The sequence below is a fragment of the Pseudomonas sp. LBUM1670 genome, assembly GCF_059695695.1.
In genome coordinates, this window is record NZ_CP166783.1 from 661,064 (window position 1) to 677,905 (window position 16,842).

The 16,842-nt window shown below is 60.1% G+C and carries 10 protein-coding genes; 1 reads left to right on the forward strand and 9 read right to left on the reverse strand.

The window, feature by feature from the left end; genetic code table 11:
- Nucleotides 1–110: 110 nt before the first annotated feature.
- The 4 genes from urtD to urtA form a co-directional block, all read right to left on the reverse strand.
- Nucleotides 111–980 carry an urea ABC transporter ATP-binding protein UrtD gene (urtD, locus tag ACA073_RS03010; RefSeq protein ID WP_497401530.1) on the reverse strand — a complete coding sequence of 290 codons (870 nt, stop codon included), beginning with the start codon at nucleotides 978–980 and terminating at the stop codon, nucleotides 111–113.
- On the reverse strand, nucleotides 977–2,056 hold the full coding sequence (urtC, locus tag ACA073_RS03015; protein ID WP_497401531.1) for an urea ABC transporter permease subunit UrtC: 1,080 nt from the start codon (nucleotides 2,054–2,056) through the stop codon (nucleotides 977–979). The genes urtD and urtC overlap by 4 nt, the downstream gene beginning before the upstream one ends.
- Nucleotides 2,056–3,558, reverse strand: coding sequence for an urea ABC transporter permease subunit UrtB (gene urtB, locus ACA073_RS03020; RefSeq protein WP_497401532.1), 1,503 nt, complete (start codon nucleotides 3,556–3,558; stop codon nucleotides 2,056–2,058). The genes urtC and urtB overlap by 1 nt, the downstream gene beginning before the upstream one ends.
- 164 nt (nucleotides 3,559–3,722) lie before the next feature.
- Nucleotides 3,723–4,988 (reverse strand): urea ABC transporter substrate-binding protein, encoded by a 1,266-nt coding sequence (urtA, locus tag ACA073_RS03025; RefSeq protein ID WP_497401534.1) that lies wholly within the window; start codon nucleotides 4,986–4,988, stop codon nucleotides 3,723–3,725.
- Nucleotides 4,989–5,303: 315 nt separating this feature from the next.
- On the opposite strand from urtA, the gene ACA073_RS03030 reads away from it, so the two are divergent.
- A complete protein-coding gene (locus ACA073_RS03030; protein ID WP_497401536.1) occupies nucleotides 5,304–9,998 on the forward strand; it encodes a DUF4329 domain-containing protein in 4,695 nt (1,564 codons plus the stop codon).
- A gap of 53 nt (nucleotides 9,999–10,051) precedes the next feature.
- Here ACA073_RS03030 and ACA073_RS03035 read toward each other — a convergent pair whose 3' ends face one another.
- The 5 genes from ACA073_RS03035 to ACA073_RS03055 all read right to left on the reverse strand — a co-directional run bounded on the left by ACA073_RS03035 (nucleotide 10,052) and on the right by ACA073_RS03055 (nucleotide 16,772).
- Nucleotides 10,052–11,062, reverse strand: coding sequence for a FecCD family ABC transporter permease (locus ACA073_RS03035; RefSeq protein ID WP_497401538.1), 1,011 nt, complete (start codon nucleotides 11,060–11,062; stop codon nucleotides 10,052–10,054).
- Nucleotides 11,059–12,006 carry an ABC transporter substrate-binding protein gene (locus ACA073_RS03040; protein ID WP_497401540.1) on the reverse strand — a complete coding sequence of 316 codons (948 nt, stop codon included), beginning with the start codon at nucleotides 12,004–12,006 and terminating at the stop codon, nucleotides 11,059–11,061. Before ACA073_RS03040 ends, ACA073_RS03035 begins: the two co-directional genes overlap by 4 nt.
- Nucleotides 12,003–12,791 (reverse strand): ABC transporter ATP-binding protein, encoded by a 789-nt coding sequence (locus tag ACA073_RS03045; RefSeq protein ID WP_497401542.1) that lies wholly within the window; start codon nucleotides 12,789–12,791, stop codon nucleotides 12,003–12,005. Before ACA073_RS03045 ends, ACA073_RS03040 begins: the two co-directional genes overlap by 4 nt.
- Before the next feature lie 324 nt (nucleotides 12,792–13,115).
- Entirely contained in the window at nucleotides 13,116–14,495 is a 1,380-nt protein-coding gene (locus ACA073_RS03050; protein WP_497401544.1) for a PepSY-associated TM helix domain-containing protein, read from the reverse strand.
- 159 nt (nucleotides 14,496–14,654) lie between these two features.
- The gene (locus ACA073_RS03055; protein WP_497401546.1) at nucleotides 14,655–16,772 is read right to left on the reverse strand and encodes a TonB-dependent copper receptor; all 2,118 of its coding nucleotides are present in this window, start codon (nucleotides 16,770–16,772) and stop codon (nucleotides 14,655–14,657) included.
- Between the last annotated feature and the right edge of the window lie 70 nt (nucleotides 16,773–16,842).

A 16,842-nucleotide genomic window follows, 5' to 3' on the forward strand; every position in this document is an offset into this window, starting at 1 on the left:
GTGGGAGCGGGCTTGCTCGCGAAAGCGGTGGGTCAGGTAACTTATATGTTGAATGTGCCGACGTATTCGCGAGCAAGCCCGCTCCCACATAAAGCAGTCCCCGACTGGCCTTAGCGACCGAGATAAACCTCAATCACCCGCTCGTTTTCCTGCACCTGCTCCAGCGACCCTTCGGCCAGCACGCTGCCCTGGTGCAGCACGGTGACGTGGTCGGCGATGGAGCCGACAAAACCCATGTCGTGTTCCACCACCATCAGCGAATGCTTGCCCGCCAGGCTTTTGAACAGCTCGGCGGTGAATTCGGTTTCGGCGTCGGTCATGCCCGCCACCGGTTCGTCGAGCAGCAGCAGTTGCGGGTCTTGCATCAGCAACATGCCGATCTCCAGAAACTGTTTCTGACCGTGGGACAGCAGTCCAGCCGGGCGATTGACCGAGGGGGTCAGGCGGATGGTCTCCAGCACTTCGCTGATGCGATCCTTTTGTTCGCCACTCAAGCGAGCCCGCAGGCTGGCCCATACTGACTTGTCGGTTTTCTGCGCCAGCTCCAGGTTTTCGAACACGCTCAGGGCTTCGAACACCGTCGGCTTCTGGAACTTGCGGCCGATGCCGGCCTGAGCGATCTGCACTTCGCTCATCTGCGTCAGATCAAGGGTTTCACCGAACCAGGCCTTGCCGTGACTGGGGCGAGTCTTGCCGGTGATCACGTCCATCAATGTGGTTTTGCCGGCGCCGTTGGGGCCGATGATGCAGCGCAATTCGCCGACGCCGATGTAGAGGTTCAGATTGTTCAGTGCCTTGAAGCCATCGAAGCTCACGCTGATGTCTTCCAGGGTCAGGATGGTGCCGTGGCGGGTATCCAGGCCGGGGCCAACGCGTTGGCCGAGGCCGATGGCGTCGCGGCTGCTGCCGGCGTCCTTGTTCGGATTCGGTGGATAAAACGCCGGTTCGAGCATGAATTCAGCCGTCGCAGTCACTCTCATTGTTCACCTCCTTTCTTCAGCAGGCCGATCACACCTTTGGGCAGGTACAGGGTCACGACGATGAACAACGCGCCGAGGAAAAACAGCCAGTATTCCGGGAACGCCACGGTGAACCAGCTCTTCATGCCGTTGACCACGCCAGCGCCAAGCAGCGGCCCGATCAGCGTGCCGCGACCACCCAGGGCTACCCAGACAGCCGCTTCGATCGAGTTGGTCGGCGACATTTCGCTCGGGTTGATGATCCCGACCTGCGGCACATACAGCGCACCGGCCAGACCGCACAACACCGCGCTCAACACCCAGACAAACAACTTGAACCCGCGCGGATCGTAGCCGCAAAACATCAGGCGGTTTTCGGCATCGCGCAACGCAGTCAGCACCCGACCGAATTTGCTTTGCGCCAGTCGCCAGCCGATGAACAGGCTCGCCACCAACAACACCACCGTGGCGAAAAACAGCACCGCGCGCGTCCCCGGTTCAGTGATGCCAAACCCGAGAATGCTGCGGAAGTTAGTGAAGCCGTTATTGCCGCCGAACCCGGTTTCGTTGCGGAAGAACAACAGCATTCCAGCGAACGTCAGGGCCTGGGTCATGATCGAGAAATACACGCCCTTGATCCGCGAGCGGAAGGCAAAAAACCCGAACACCAGCGCCAGCAGTCCCGGCGCCAGTACCACCAGGCACATCGACCAGAGGAAGCTGCTGGTGCCGGTCCAGTACCACGGCAATTCGGTCCACGACAGGAAGGTCATGAACGCCGGCAAGTCGTCACCCGAAGCCTGACGCATCAGGTACATGCCCATCGCATAACCGCCGAGGGCGAAGAACAGACCGTGACCGAGGGACAGCAGACCGGCATATCCCCAGACCAGATCCAGCGCCAGGGCGACGATGGCGTAGCAAAGAATCTTGCCCACCAGCGTCAGCGTGTAAGCCGAAACGTGAAACGTGCTGTCCGGCGACAACAGTGACAGCAATGGCAACGCCAGCAACAGAGCGAGGATCACCACGCCGACGGCAATCGTGACTTTGGGGCCGGCCTTTTGCGTGGCCGTGAGCATCAGGGGCTGGTTCATCAGTCGATCACCCGTCCTTTCAGTGCGAAGAGGCCTTGCGGACGTTTCTGGATGAACAGAATGATCAGCGCGAGGATCAGGATCTTGCCGAGCACCGCACCGATCTGCGGTTCGAGAATCTTGTTGGCGATGCCCAGACCGAAGGCGGCGAGCACGCTACCGGCCAACTGACCGACACCACCGAGCACCACCACCAGGAACGAGTCGATGATGTAGCTCTGGCCAAGGTCCGGGCCGACGTTGCCGATCTGGCTCAGTGCCACGCCGCCGAGGCCGGCAATGCCCGAGCCGAGACCGAAGGCGAGCATGTCGACACGCCCGGTGGGTACGCCGCAGCAGGCGGCCATGTTGCGGTTCTGGGTGACGGCGCGCACGTTCAGACCCAGGCGCGTCTTGTTCAGCAGCAGCCAGGTCAACACCACCACAAACAGCGCGAACGCGATGATGACGATGCGGTTGTACGGCAGCACCAGATTCGGCAGCACTTGAATCCCGCCCGACAACCAGGCCGGGTTGGCCACTTCAACGTTCTGCGCACCGAACACCAGGCGCACCAGCTGAATCAGCATCAGGCTGATGCCCCAGGTGGCGAGCAGGGTTTCCAGTGGACGGCCATAGAGGTGGCGAATCACCGTGCGTTCCAGGGCCATGCCGATCGCCGCGGTGACGAAGAACGCCACGGGTAATGCGATCAGCGGATAGAACTCGATGGCCTGTGGGGCGAAGCGCTGGAACATCAGTTGCACCACGTACGTCGAGTAGGCGCCGAGCATCAGCATCTCGCCGTGGGCCATGTTGATCACGCCGAGCAGGCCGAAAGTGATCGCCAGACCGAGCGCCGCGAGCAGCAGGATCGAGCCCAGCGACATGCCGCTGAAGGCCTGCCCCAGCATCTCGCCGATCAGCAGTTTGCGTTTGACCTGGGCGAGGCTGGTTTCGGCGGCGGTGCGCACGTTGGCGTCGGCTTCGACACCCGGCTGCAGCAGGCTCTCGAGGCGGGTGCGGGCCAGTGGATCACCGGTTTCGCCGAGCAGACGTACCGCCGCGAGGCGTACGGCCGGGTCGGTGTCCACCAGTTGCAGATTGGCCAGCGCCAGGCTCAGCGCGGCATGAACGCTTTCGTCTTGTTCGCCGGCGAGTTGCTGGTCGAGGAATTTCAGTTGCGCCGGTTTGGCGCTTTTCTGCAATTGCTGCGCGGCGGCCAGACGAATCCTGACATCGGCGGCGAGCAGTTGGTGGCTGGCCAGCGCGGTGTCGATCAGACCCCGCAGGCGATTGTTCAGGCGCAGGGTTTTCGGTTGGCCGTCGACGGTCAACTCGCCTTGTTGCAGGGCGTTGATCAGTTCGATGCGGGCAGGATCGGGCTGCGCGGCCCAGGATTCGAGAAGCTTGGCTTGTTGCACGGGATTGGCGGCGACGAAGTCTTCGGCGTCGCCAGCCTGGGAGGCCATCGGCAACAACATCGCGAACGCGAGGATCAAGCGGTAAAGGGCAGTGGGCATGTCATTGGCCTTGCGCGGACTAAATGTGGGAGCGGGCTTGCTCGCGAATGCGGTGTGTCAGTCACATAGATGTTGGATGTGCCGCCGTCTTCGCGAGCAAGCCCGCTCCCACAGGGGATATTGTCAGGCCCGAGTGAAGTGCTCGAGCCCGACATCCAGTTGGCTTAGTTGCTCTTCACCGCATAATCCGGCTTCTTGTCGTTACCCGAGATGAACGGGCTCCACGGTTGGGCACGGATAGGTCCTTCGGTCTGCCACACCACGTTGAACTGACCGTCGGCCTGGATTTCGCCGATCATCACCGGTTTGTGCAGGTGGTGGTTGGTCTTGTCCATGGTCAGGGTGTAGCCGGACGGCGCGGCAAAGGTCTGGCCGGCGAGAGCTTCGCGGACTTTGTCGACGTTGGTGGACTTGGCTTTCTCAGCCGCTTGCGCCCACATGTGAATGCCGACGTACGTGGCTTCCATCGGGTCGTTGGTCACCGCTTTGTCGGCGCCCGGCAGGTTGTGTTTCTTCGCGTAGGCTTTCCAGTCGGCGACGAATTTCTTGTTCGCCGGGTTCTCCACCGATTCGAAGTAGTTCCACGCCGCGAGGTTGCCCACCAGCGGTTTGGTGTCGATACCGCGCAGTTCTTCTTCACCGACCGAGAACGCCACGACCGGAACGTCGGTGGCTTTCAGACCCTGGTTGGCCAGCTCTTTATAGAACGGCACGTTGGAGTCGCCGTTGACGGTGGAGATGACCGCAGTTTTGCCACCGGCCGAGAATTTTTTGATGTTGGCCACGATGGTTTGATAGTCGCTGTGGCCGAACGGGGTGTAGACCTCTTCGATGTCCTTGTCCGCCACGCCTTTGGAGTGCAGGAACGAGCGCAGGATCTTGTTGGTGGTGCGCGGGTAGACGTAGTCGGTGCCGAGCAGGAAGTAACGCTTGGCGCTGCCGCCTTCTTCGCTCATCAGGTATTCCACCGCCGGGATCGCCTGTTGGTTTGGCGCGGCGCCGGTGTAGAACACGTTCGGCGACATTTCTTCGCCTTCGTATTGCACCGGGTAGAACAGCAGGCCGTTGAGCTCTTCGAACACCGGCAACACCGATTTACGCGACACCGAGGTCCAGCAACCGAACACCACGGCGACCTTGTCCTGGGTCAGCAACTGCCGGCCCTTTTCCGCGAACAACGGCCAGTTCGATGCCGGGTCGACGACAACAGCTTCCAGCTTCTTGCCGTTCACGCCGCCCTTGGCATTGATCTCGTCGATGGTCATCAACGCCATGTCTTTGAGCGACGTCTCGGAGATCGCCATGGTACCGGACAACGAATGCAGAATACCGACCTTGATGGTCTCGGCCGCCTGGACAGTCCAGGTCATGCCCATCGCGGCAATGCTTGCCGTGAGTGTGAAAGCCTTGATCAAGTTGCGACGCTTCATTGTGCGATCTCCATGAACATTAGAAATTTTTCTTGGTTGGCAGATGCGGACTACTGAAAGGTCTTTAGCAAGGGCTGTGCCCAAGAACGGGAATGCGCTGTCTGGCAGGGCAAACGTTGCTTGGCGCAACGGGCGATGCACTATTAACAGGCGGGGAGGCTGATCGGGTGGGCGGGCCTGCGCACAAATGGTGCTGCCCCCGATCGCGGAAGCGGCACAGCAAATGGATACACAAACGATATTTATGTACCGCGGTTCACAGAGACCTCGAGGCCAGACTCGACAACTATCCCAAAAACTCGCAGGACCTCTGTTATGAACGATGTTTTAAACCGGCAAACCCGCGCCACTGCACCTACACCTAAAGCCAGCTTGCCTAGATTGAGCCCGGAGTTCCTGACCGAGGAGGATGCTGCCTGCTGGGTTCATGACCAGATTCCGGCCAATTCGGACAGAGAGTACGGAAGTGTGATTGTGCGATCGCCAGACGGGTACTTCGCGGCCACAAGGCCTGTACCGGGTGAGGTCGACCGGTTTGATCTCAGAACCATTCTGGATACCGACGACCGCGGAAATTATGTCCATCCCCAGGGCTATACCTGCGTTGCGAATGTCCATAGCCATCCACCGGCACACGATAAAGTCCGCGAAGCCAATCCGCGCATGGATGAATTCACTGTCCTGCTTTTCATCAATTTCTTCTCCGATCTGGATGTCATCGCCGATGTTTCGGAACGTACGTTTTTTAGCAGCGCCTATCTCTCCGGGCCGGACGGGTTACTGTTGAAGTATTCGCCCAGCGGTTCGAAGGAAGAGTTCAGCTATTACCTCTGGCTTGTCGCGGGGGCACCGCCTGGCAATCCTGTCGGTGTCTATGGCGTGGCGAATATCATCCGAAAGGTTGCATCGATCGGCGAGCTGAAAGTCATTGTGTCCAATGCGGACTGGAGCGGCTCCGTCGGCAAGGTGCCGTCGGACTGGCAGCCAGGCAAACCCTTTTCCAAGGGGGTGGTTACAGCGTTGCCATTGATGACGCGCATTTGCGCCAGCGCCGAACGGGCCGTGCTTGCGGCCTTGAAAACCGCAAGCGCACAGACTTCGGGGCTGGTGCTGAAAAGCAGCGTGGCCAAGGACTATGTAGCGACACAGGCGCGCCCCGCCGGGGTGGCATCGTGGGATCCAGTCTCTTTTTTTCCGCGAGGTGACGACGGCAAGCTGAAATGGCCCGACGGCTATGAGCTGGAAGGATTCTATTACGCCTCCCGACCTGATCCTGCCAATTTCCCTCGACATCAGCACTGGCTTTACGAGAACTTCTTTACACCGGATGAAATGGCGCTCGCTGTTGCATGCCATGCCAGGAGCAAACCGCTGCTCACCGCCGGCAGACCCTTGTCGTTGTACATGCAGGCCATGGATTCCGCGATGTTGAAGTACAGCTTCAGCGGCTCTCAGCTTGAAGCGGCCCTGAGCGTCACACACCCTGACGGAACAATTGACGCCGGAGGCCTTCAGTCCAGAGTGCAGGCCGGGCTGGTTCGACCCCGTGAGTTCGTTTCGGCGGTGTTGCTGGCCGGCCGGCTTGACGTCGTGCGGGGAAGCGCGTTGTGGAAGCGGCTCGGGGCCGTCGGGCTCGACTGGATACCCTACGCCGACTTTTCATGGCCGATGTTGAGTCCGGCATTTTTATCGGCCGATGATGCGGCGCGTTATGTTCATGCAAACATCGACAGCCGGCGCGACCGGCAATATGCAGGCTACATTTTTCAGCGTGCCGACAAGCGTTTCATCGCCACCGAACCGCGGGAGGGTGGGATTGATTCGATCAGTCGCGGGTTGTTTTTTCCCTACGACAACGCAGGGCGTTCCGTTTTCCCCGACGAACACGTTTTGCAGGGGCATTATGTTTCTCACGAAGAGCTTTCGCGGCTTGATCCCCTGAAAGTGGACAGGGTGAAGTGGTCTCATCAGGAAGCTGCTCTGAGCATGCAAACGTTCAGTGTCGAAGAGATGAGGCAGGTTTTGCTTGATGAGATCCCGCTGTTCCTGTCAGGTGCTCGAAACAGTCTTGTCAGGTTTGAACCTCTTGAAACGCCCGCTGCGCGTCACCTAGAAAGTCGTCTGGGTACCCACAAACACGCCGGTCCGCTGGCGGTCGCGCTGGATACGGGAACCACTCGACCCGGGGACTTCATCAGGGAGCAAGCAGCGGCTGGTCGATTGACCGTTTTGGTGCACAATGAATTGTGGGGCGCGCGCGGGCAGGTATCGGCTTCATGGAGCGTCCCCTCTGAACCGTCGAAATGGATACGCCCGGAGCAAGCGGCGCTCGGGGCGATTTATTCCTCGGCAGATGAAGCCGCACAGGATCGATTTTCCCGTGACGCGCGCCTGAATGATGAAGAACAAGCGTGGTTCGGTTTCATCCTCAAACACCAGGACCGGGAAGAGTATGTCTCGACCGAGCTGGTTCCGGTCGACAGCGAGCGGAACACGGTGTTCCAGCAGCAAAGTGTGTTCGGTGTTTCCAGAACACCTCCGTGGTATCTGCTCCCTGAAGGTTTCATCCGGCATGCCTTCTTCTATTCGCGCCAGCGCGTGAAGCTTGCGTCGCCGGAGGCTGGATCCTGGCTTGAGCAATACTTCATCATGCCTGACGACCTTCACATCGCGATTCGTTACTCCCGGCGTCGGCCGGTCATGGAACCGCATGAGCCCATACCTCTTTACATTTCTACCCGGGACGGAGCACTGCTCAAATACGTCAATCGCGGGGGGAGCACACTGTTTGACGACGGCACACCCCACATGGGGCTGGAGGACATCAAGAACAATCTGGCCAGCGGAAAGTTGCTGCCTGCGGATTTCGTCAAGGTGGTTGCCAACAGTGGTGAGCTGAGCGTGATGCGAACGAGCTTGTGCTGGGACAGGGCATGGCCCGTCGATCTGAAGTGGCGCCCCTATATGAACCTGGAGCGTCGCTGGCTGAGCCCGGCCTTTTACGATCCGGACGATGCGGTGATACACGCCCGTTCCCGGTTGCCCGTTGATGCGAAAAAACGCTTTGGTGGGGTGGTTTTGACGCGTGCGGATGGCCTGTACGTGGCCACCGATCCGATCGAAGTTTCGCGGGAAGATTTCAATATCAATGAGATCTATCCCGATGAAAGCGTGATCACCGGACTGTTCCCTGCCGGGTGTCGGGTTGCCGGACGCTATCGGTCGAGGGTGGTGAAAGAACTGCCGCTGGTGTTATCTGAAATCGAGAAGCAGATATACCTCAACATGTTGTCGGTCGATACCGTGTACACGGCGTTTACTCGTCCGTCTGCAACGGCACTCGATGAATACCTGTTCGGACCTGACGGTTCGGTGATTCGCTACCGAACGGGGCTTTTGAGCCGTCTGCATGCCGCGAAAACGCTGATTGATTTTGGCAGTTTGCCGCCGGATCTTGATGGTAAAAAAATCAAACAGAAAATATACGACGGTGCATTGAAACCCAGTGTGTGGGTCGATTTTTTGAGCAAGGCAGATTACCTGCAGGTCGTCACAGGCAGTCGGTTGTGGGGCGCGCGCGGCCCGTTGACCGGGTGGGAGCCTTATCCTGCGATTCTGCCTTCCGTATCGGACTACACCAAGGCAGTCACCGCTCCAGCCTGCAGCCCGGTTTTCGTTCAGGACGACGCCGTTGCGCGCCATGTTCATGACGCCTCAGGCAGCCGAGTGGCCCTGACATTCGGTTTCATTTTGTGGGCTGACCGAGACGGCGTTTTCTTTGCCAGTATGCCGATAGAAGCCCAGCGCTCACAGATGGCGCTTGATCGTGTATTTCTCGACGGAGCGCTACCTGCCCGGTGCGCCCTGCATGCCCTGTATTTCAGCGCGCAACGCGCGCCGGAAGGTGAGCTGGACGATGACTCCCGACAGTTTTTCTTCTCGCCGATCGACGTTCATCAGATGTGCGCAGCGGCTGACACTCCGCAGGGGTACAGGCCGATTTACTTCTCCTGTGCCGATGGTGCGCTGTTGCGGTTCGACATGGCCGCCTTTGAACCCGGAGAATTTTACGATGAGTATGGTCAGGCAGAGATCAGGCCAAACCTGTTCGCCTCATTGGAACAGGCCACTGGTGATGAGCGCGACCTTTTGCAAGGCACGATCAATTTGTCGGACTACATCCATCGCATGGCAAAGGCCGGAAAACTTGAAGTCATAGTGACCAGCGATTATTGGTCACGTCACGGAGTGGTTGGCGAGGACTGGCAGCCACGCATGCCGGATGCCTCCAGTGACGAATACTGGGCAGCCAGGCCAGTGCCGGCACTGGGGCCGGTCTTTGATCATGCCGACGATGCTGCCCGTTACGCACAACAGCGAGCGGGTAGCGGCATCGACAGACTTGATGCCGGTTATGAGGGCGCGATACTGGCCGGGGTGACTTCTCGTCGTTTCGTCCCGCTCGAACCGGTGGCGTTTTCCGCTTATGGAGAAAACCCCTTCACCCGGATATTCCGCACCGCGAAGGAGCCTTCCACGACCTGGCGCAACCCATCGCCACGATACCCTGACGGCTACACGCTCGTGGCCAGTCACCAGTTCTATTTATCAGGCAATACGACATTTGCGCCTGACACCGAGGAGGTCTATGCAAATTTTGCAGCACCGAGCCTGGTTTACGCGCATACCCATGACCTCAGGGACAAAGGGTTCCAGATCAAGGACTACTACTATTCAAGTCCTCACGGCGTATTGCTCAGATATACCCCCGGCTACACACGCGCCGAAAAAGACCTGCTGTTGACGAAGCCAGTGGATTTTACAGGCGGGAAGTGGATCGAGCGTCTTTCCCCGGCAACGTTTATCTCCCGTCTGGTGGACCTTGGTGACTTCAGAGTGCTGGTAGCCGGGCATTACTGGAGACAAACCGGTCGCATGGGCACAAAGTGGCGCGAGCGCCGGAAGCAGTCATCCAGCCTTGGAATGACCTGGAGTCGAGACGAACTGTGATGATCAGGAGCGCGGAGGCGTGGTTGTCGGCGACGTAATCGGGCAGACGCCAATCATCTTTTGCGCATCAGGCCAATGAAAAAAAGCCCACCGATGGCCGCGGTGGTAATGCCGATGGGCAAGTCTTCCGGGGCAATCATGGTTCGAGCTGCGACGTCGACCCACACCAGAAAAAAGCTGCCGATCAGCACGCACACCGGCAACAGCCGACGATGCTCGGCGCCAACCAGGCGCCGGGCAATGTGCGGGACCATCAGCCCGACAAAGCCGATCGAGCCGCTGATCGACACAAGCACCCCGGTCATCAGCGAAGCGATCACGAATACCCGCAGTCGAACCGCCTGGGCATTGAGCCCTAGGGTAACCGCGGTCTGTTCACCCGCCATCAACGCATTTAACGGTCGCGCCATGCCCAGCAACAAAACCAGCCCGAGCAATACGCTGACGGCCGGCACCGCCAGCAATTCCCAGCGCGCCAGCCCGAGGCCGCCAAGCATCCAGAACATCACCGTCGAACTCGCACGGTGATCGCCGAGAAACAGCAACAGATTAGCGATCGCCATCATCACGAAGGACACCGCCACACCGCACAACAGCAGCCGGTCACTGTCCAGCCGACCATGACGGTTGGCGATCATCAGCACGATCAGCATGCTCAGTAGCGCGCCGATAAACGCCGCGATGGGCAAGGTCAGCAGGCCGACGATTTCGCCGACATGCAGCACCACGATCACTGCGCCAAGCGTCGCGCCGGACGTCACACCGAGCAAATGCGGATCGGCCAACGGATTGCGCGTCACCGCCTGCAGCACTGCGCCGATCAACGCCAGGCCAGTGCCCACCAATGCACCGAGCAACATGCGCGGCACGCGGATCAACCACACGATATGTTCCTGTCCGGCCGTCCAGCTCACGTCGCCGAAACCGAACGCCTTGTGCAGCAGAATCTTCCACACCACGTCCACCGGCACCCGCGCCGGGCCGAAGCCCAGCGACACCACGCACGACACCAGCAACAGCGCGCCGAGGACCGTTAGCAACAAGGCGTAGCGACGATCCATCATTCGCCGTGGAAACCTTTGGCCAGGGTTTCAACCGCCAGCACGTTGTCGATGCCCGGCGTGGCCTGCACATACGGGATCACAATGAAGCGCTGGTTCTTGATCGCGTCCACCGATTGCAACGCCTTGTTGTTCAGCAGGAATTGCTCCTTCTGCTCAGCGGTGACCTCGCCGTAATCGACGATCACAATCACCTGCGGATTGCGCTCGACGACGTTTTCCCAATTCACGCGGGTCCAGCTCGCGTCGACGTCATCCAGAATATTGCGCCCGCCCGCCGCATCGATCAGCGCTTGCGGCATGCCGAGGCGACCGGAGGTCATGGCGCGGTCTTCGCCGCTGTCATAGAGGAACACGCGCGGTTTGTCGGCGGGCGGATCCTTGCGCACCTCGGCGACTTGCGCCTGCATCTGCGCGATCAAGGCGTTAGCACGATCCTGCACGTCGAAGATTTTGCCGAGGTTGCGCAAGTCGTTGTAAGTGTCTTCCAGGCTGGCCGCCGGGCGCTTCATCACGAAGGCGCAAGACTCGGTCAGCTCGTAGACGTTGATGCCCAGCGGTTGCAGCGTCTGCGGCGTGAGATCACCGCCGACGCGCATGCCGTAGTCCCAACCGGCGAAGAAGAAATCGACGTTGGCATTGAGCAGGGTTTCCACCGACGGGTACTTGGCCGCCAGCTCCGGCAAGCCATCAAGGATGCTGTGCATTTCGGGCGTGACCGACTTCCACCCGGTGACGCCGCTGTAGCCGGCCATGCTCGGTTTGAGGCCGAGGGCGAGCATCATCCGGGTCATGTTGATGTCGTGACTGACCGCGTGTTTCGGGGCTTGCTTGAACGTCACTTCGCGGTTGCAGCTCTGGATCTTCAGCGGATGTTTCGTGGACTCGGCAAACGCTTGGGCACTGCCCAGCGACAGAGCGACGCACAGCAGGGAACGCAACGTCATGGTTGGGTTATCCAGGTGATTCGTGGGTAGCCGTGCAGGGGGTGTTCGTCGATCAGCGCTTCGACGCCGAATACATCGCGCAGCAGTGGGGCGGTGAGGACTTCTTTGGGGATGCCGCTGGCAACGATGCGGCCGTGATTGATCACGTACAGCCGGTCGCAGAAAGCGGCGGCGAGATTGAGGTCGTGGATGCTCGCCAGCGTGCCGATCTTCAGGCGCTTGACCAGCTTCAGTAACTCAAGCTGATAGCGTGGGTCGAGGTGGTTTGTGGGCTCGTCGAGGATCAGCACTTGCGGTTGCTGGGCCAGGGCGCGGGCGAGAATCCCCCGTTGTTTTTCACCGCCGGAGAGGGTGGCGAAAGCGTGGTCTTCGAAACCTTTGAGGCCGACGGATTCCAGTGCTTGAGTCGCGAGGTTCCGGTCTTCGAGGGTGTCGCCGTCGAACAGGCCTTTGTGCGGTGTACGGCCCATGGCGACCACTTCGTCAACCGTCAGGCCGAAGGCGTCGGGGAATTCCTGCAACACCACGGCGATGCGTTGCGCGCACCAGCGTGAGGATTGGTTCCAGACGTTGTGGCGGTCGAGCCTGACCTCACCACTCTCCGGTTTGCTGAAGCGATAAGCACAGCGCAGCAGGCTGGTCTTGCCGCTGCCGTTGGGGCCGATCAACCCGACAAACTCACCGGCGGCCACGTGCAGGGAGGCGTCACGCAGCTGGAACTGGTGATGACAGTGGCCGTGACCCAGGGGTGTCCAGGCGAGGTGGGTGAGGTTCAGCGAGGTCATGCATTTACTCGAAGATTTGCGGTGATGCTGATGACGCTTTCGCGAGCAAGTCGAATCGTCGCACCGCCGCTCCCACATTGGAATGCGATCAAATGTGGGAGCGGGCTTGCTCGCGAAGGGGGCGACACGGTTTAAAACTGATAATCAGCGGTGACAAAGGCCCTTGAATCAAAAGGTGTAATCCACCATGACACTTCCAAAGAAAACCCGCAGCCATGGCTGCGGGTCAGGCGGTGCATTTGCATTATGCAGCAACACTGAAAATGACCGTGCGACAAGCGCCAGAAGTCTACACATCCCTCTAAAACGCGCATCTCAGCTGTTTCATGATGAAGATGAGGCCGATTCAGTTTCTCGGGTGAATCGTGAAAACAGTACTCGATCCAGCAACCAGACCACCACCAGCGAAGCGCCCACCAACGGAAACGCCACAGCCAGCAAAAGCATGATCGCCACTCCGGTTTTCCATGTCGGCAGATCATGGCGCAGCGGTGGAACACCGAACTTGCCTTGCGGGCGGCGCTTCCACCAGATCACCACGCCGCTGACGGCGCTGAGCAGAATCATCAGGCAGATCAGCAGCACGATGATCTGGTTGAGCACGCCGAACATCTTGCCTTCGTGGAGCATCACGCCGATTTCCGTGGCGCGGGCGACGGTGCCGTATTGCTCGAAGCGCACATCGGCGAGGACGTTTGCGGTGTACTGATCGACATGCAGGGTGGCGTCGTTGCGCGGGTCGTCGGCGAACACAGCGATGGTGAATACGCCGGTGGCCGTGGTCGGGAACGTGATGCTGTAACCCGGCTCGACCTTGCGCTGTTCGGCGATGTTCTGCACGTCTTGCAGGCTGATGGTCGGTGCGGCAGGGCCGGCTTGCGGGGCGCCGTGGGTCATGTGTTCGGCGTGGTCACCGGACATCGGCATCGGCGTGTTTTCCATCGCCCATGGCACGGTCTGGCGCGTGGCGGTGTTGAGGCTGCGGGCCTCGACGTCGGACTTGGGCACGTTGTCCCACATCGCGGCCGGAAACACGTTCCACACTTGCGCATATTTCTGGCCCCAGAACCCGGTCCAGGTCATGCCGCTGAGCAGCATCACCAGCAGCAGCGCGGCGCCCCAGAATCCGGTGACGGCATGCAGGTCGCGCCACAGCGCGCGACCGCGATAGCTCAGGCGCGGCCAAAGAATTCCCGCTGCCTGACCGCGTGGCCACCAGAGGAAAACTCCCGATACCACCAGCACCACACCCCAACCAGCGGCGAGTTCGACCAGTCGATCACCGACCGTGCCGATCATCAGTTCGCCGTGAATCGCGCGCGCAACGGCTTGCAGATTCTTCTTGGCGTTTTGCTCGCCGAGGATGTCGCCGTGATACGGATCGACGAAAACATTCAACTCATTGCCGGCATTGAGCACGACAAACTGCGCGCTGCGTTCGGCGTTGATCGGCGGCAGGTACTGCTTGATCGTTGCTTGTGGGTAAGCATCTTTAACCCGCTTGAGCAGGTCGTCGGCCGGGACGCTGTGGTGACCGGCCGGGACGTTCATCAGGCTACCGTACATCAACGGATCGAGTTGCGGCTTGAACAGGTAAATGACGCCGGTCAGGGCCAGCATCACCATGAATGGCGCGACGAACAGACCGGCATAAAAATGCCAGCGCCAGGCCAGGTTGTAGAAGTTCACTTTAGGCTGTTTCATCGGTTGTGCTCCGCTTGGCTTGGGTCTTTTTAGTTGTTGATAGGCGGGTTCTTGTAGGAGCGAGCTTGCTCGCCAAGAACTCGAAGACACCGCGTTCATCCAGAAAGGTCGCGTCATCGTTCACGACCATCGCGAGCTCGCTCCTACAGGGCGAATCTCTTAAAAGCTCATATCCACCTTGGTCCAGAGCGTTCGCCCCGGTTCTTTAATGGCCTGCGGGTCATTGGCCGGATAGCCAAAACCGGCGTTGCCGGCCAGGTTCAAATGCTCGGCGTAAGCCTTGCCGAACAGGTTGTCCACACCGCTGCTGACCTTCCAGTGCTTGTTGATCCGGTACGCGCCGTTGAGCGAGAACACACCAAACCCCGAGGTCTTGTCGAAGTCCTTGCCGACCACGTTGCCCTTGTTCCGGTCGATACGGTTTTGCGCCGCGACCACTCTCCACAGTGCGCCGGCGCTCCAGTTGTCTTCGCTGTAGGTCAGGCCGAAACGCGCATCCAGCGGCGGCATTTGCGGCAAAGCGTTGCCGTCGCTGCTGTTCTTGCCCCAGGCGTAGGCCAGGGTCGCATCGGTCTTCCAGTTCGACGTCAGCTTGTAAGCCGCCCCGAGTTCACCGCCCATGATCCGCGCGTCGATGTTCTCGGCTTGCGAGGTCATGCCCATCATTCCGGGCGTGTAGTTGAACAGGATGTAATCGCGCACCTGCCCGACGTAACCCGAGGCCCAGGCTTCGAGGTCTTCGGTCTTGTATTGCAGGCCGAAGTCGAGCTGGGTGGTTTTCTCGGGCTTGATCGAATCGAAGGCGTTCACCGAACCGACAGGCCCCGAGTTGGGCGAAAACAGCTCCCAGTAATCCGGGAACCGCTGGGTGTGACCGAGACCGGCGTACAGCGTGGTCGGGCTGTCGGCCAGATCATGCTCGTAACGGATGAAGCCGCTCGGCAGGGTGTCGGCGCGGGTGTCGTCGCCAGTCGGGTTGGGTCGGGTCATCATTCCGGAGCCGGTGGTCTGGCGGAAATCCCTGGCCGAAGCGCGGTCCAGTCGCGCGCCGGTAATCAGTCGATCACGGTCAGCGGCGTACCAGGTCAGTTCGCTGAACACGCCGTAATTGTGGAAGTCGGCATCCTTGTCGCGCGGCATATCCTTATAGGTGTCGATGCCCATGGCGCTGCGCTTGCGGTGTTCGTTGGTCTGCGCGTCGATGCCACTGATCAACTGCACATCGGCCCAGCGCCAGGTGCCTTTGATCCGCGCGCCGAGGGTTCGGCGATCGACACTGGAGGCCATCGGGCCGGCCATCATCCCGGTGCCGGACGGTGTGCGCAGGGTGTAGTTGTCCATCACGTGGTCGGCGTAGTTGTAGTAGATCTGCGCTTCAACCTTGTCCAGCACGTCGCCGATACTGGATTTCTCGAAACGCAGGCCCAGGCTTTCGCGCTTGAACTGCGCACCGTCCATACCGCGTCCGGCGTAACGGGCTTCGCCATCGCCCTTGCCGGCGGTGAGTTCCAGAAACGTGTCGGCGTCCGGGGTCAAGCCAACGGCGACATCACCGTTCCACTTGTCGTAGCGCGAGGCCACGGTGTCGTTGTTGCCATCCCGGTAGTCGTCGGAATGCGCGGTGTTGCCGATCACTCGCACGTAACCCAACGGACCGCCGGCGGCAGCATCCACCACTTTGTCGAAGCGGCCGTTGGAGCCTGCCAATACGCTGGCGTTCACCCGTGTGCCGAGTTCGCCGAAGCTTTCCGGCTCACGGTCGAACAGGATGGTGCCGGCCGATGCGCCCGGTCCCCACAATACGGTTTGCGGGCCTTTGATGACGGTGAGTTTGTCGTAGGTTTCCGGGGAGATGTAGGAGGTCGGTGCGTCCATCCGGCCTGGGCAGGCGCCGAGCATCTGGCCGCCGTTGCTGAGGATGTTCAGCCGTGAGCCGAACATGCCGCGCAGCACCGGGTCACCGTTGGTGCCGCCATTGCGTACCAGGGCGAAGCCGGGAATGGTCTTCAGGTAATCGCCGCCGTCACTGGCCGGCACCGGTTGGCGCGGGTCCTTGGGGTTGGTGACGATGGTCAGCGGCGAGCTCGGCGCGATGGCGGTAATCACCGTCGGGCTCAGTTCCTCATTGTGGCCGGCGTGCTCGTCGGCCAGCACTATCGGGGTCAGCAGTGCGCCGCAAATAACGGCAGTAGCGTGCCTGAAACGAACGCGCGTTTCGTTCAGGGCAAAAGAAGCCTGGGCAGCGCTCAAGCGTGTGTCAGCAGAAAACCTGGACATGACAATTTCCATCGAACAGTCGTAAACGACACGGGCGGCAGCCTGCGCAATCCCTTGTGGGAGCGGGCTT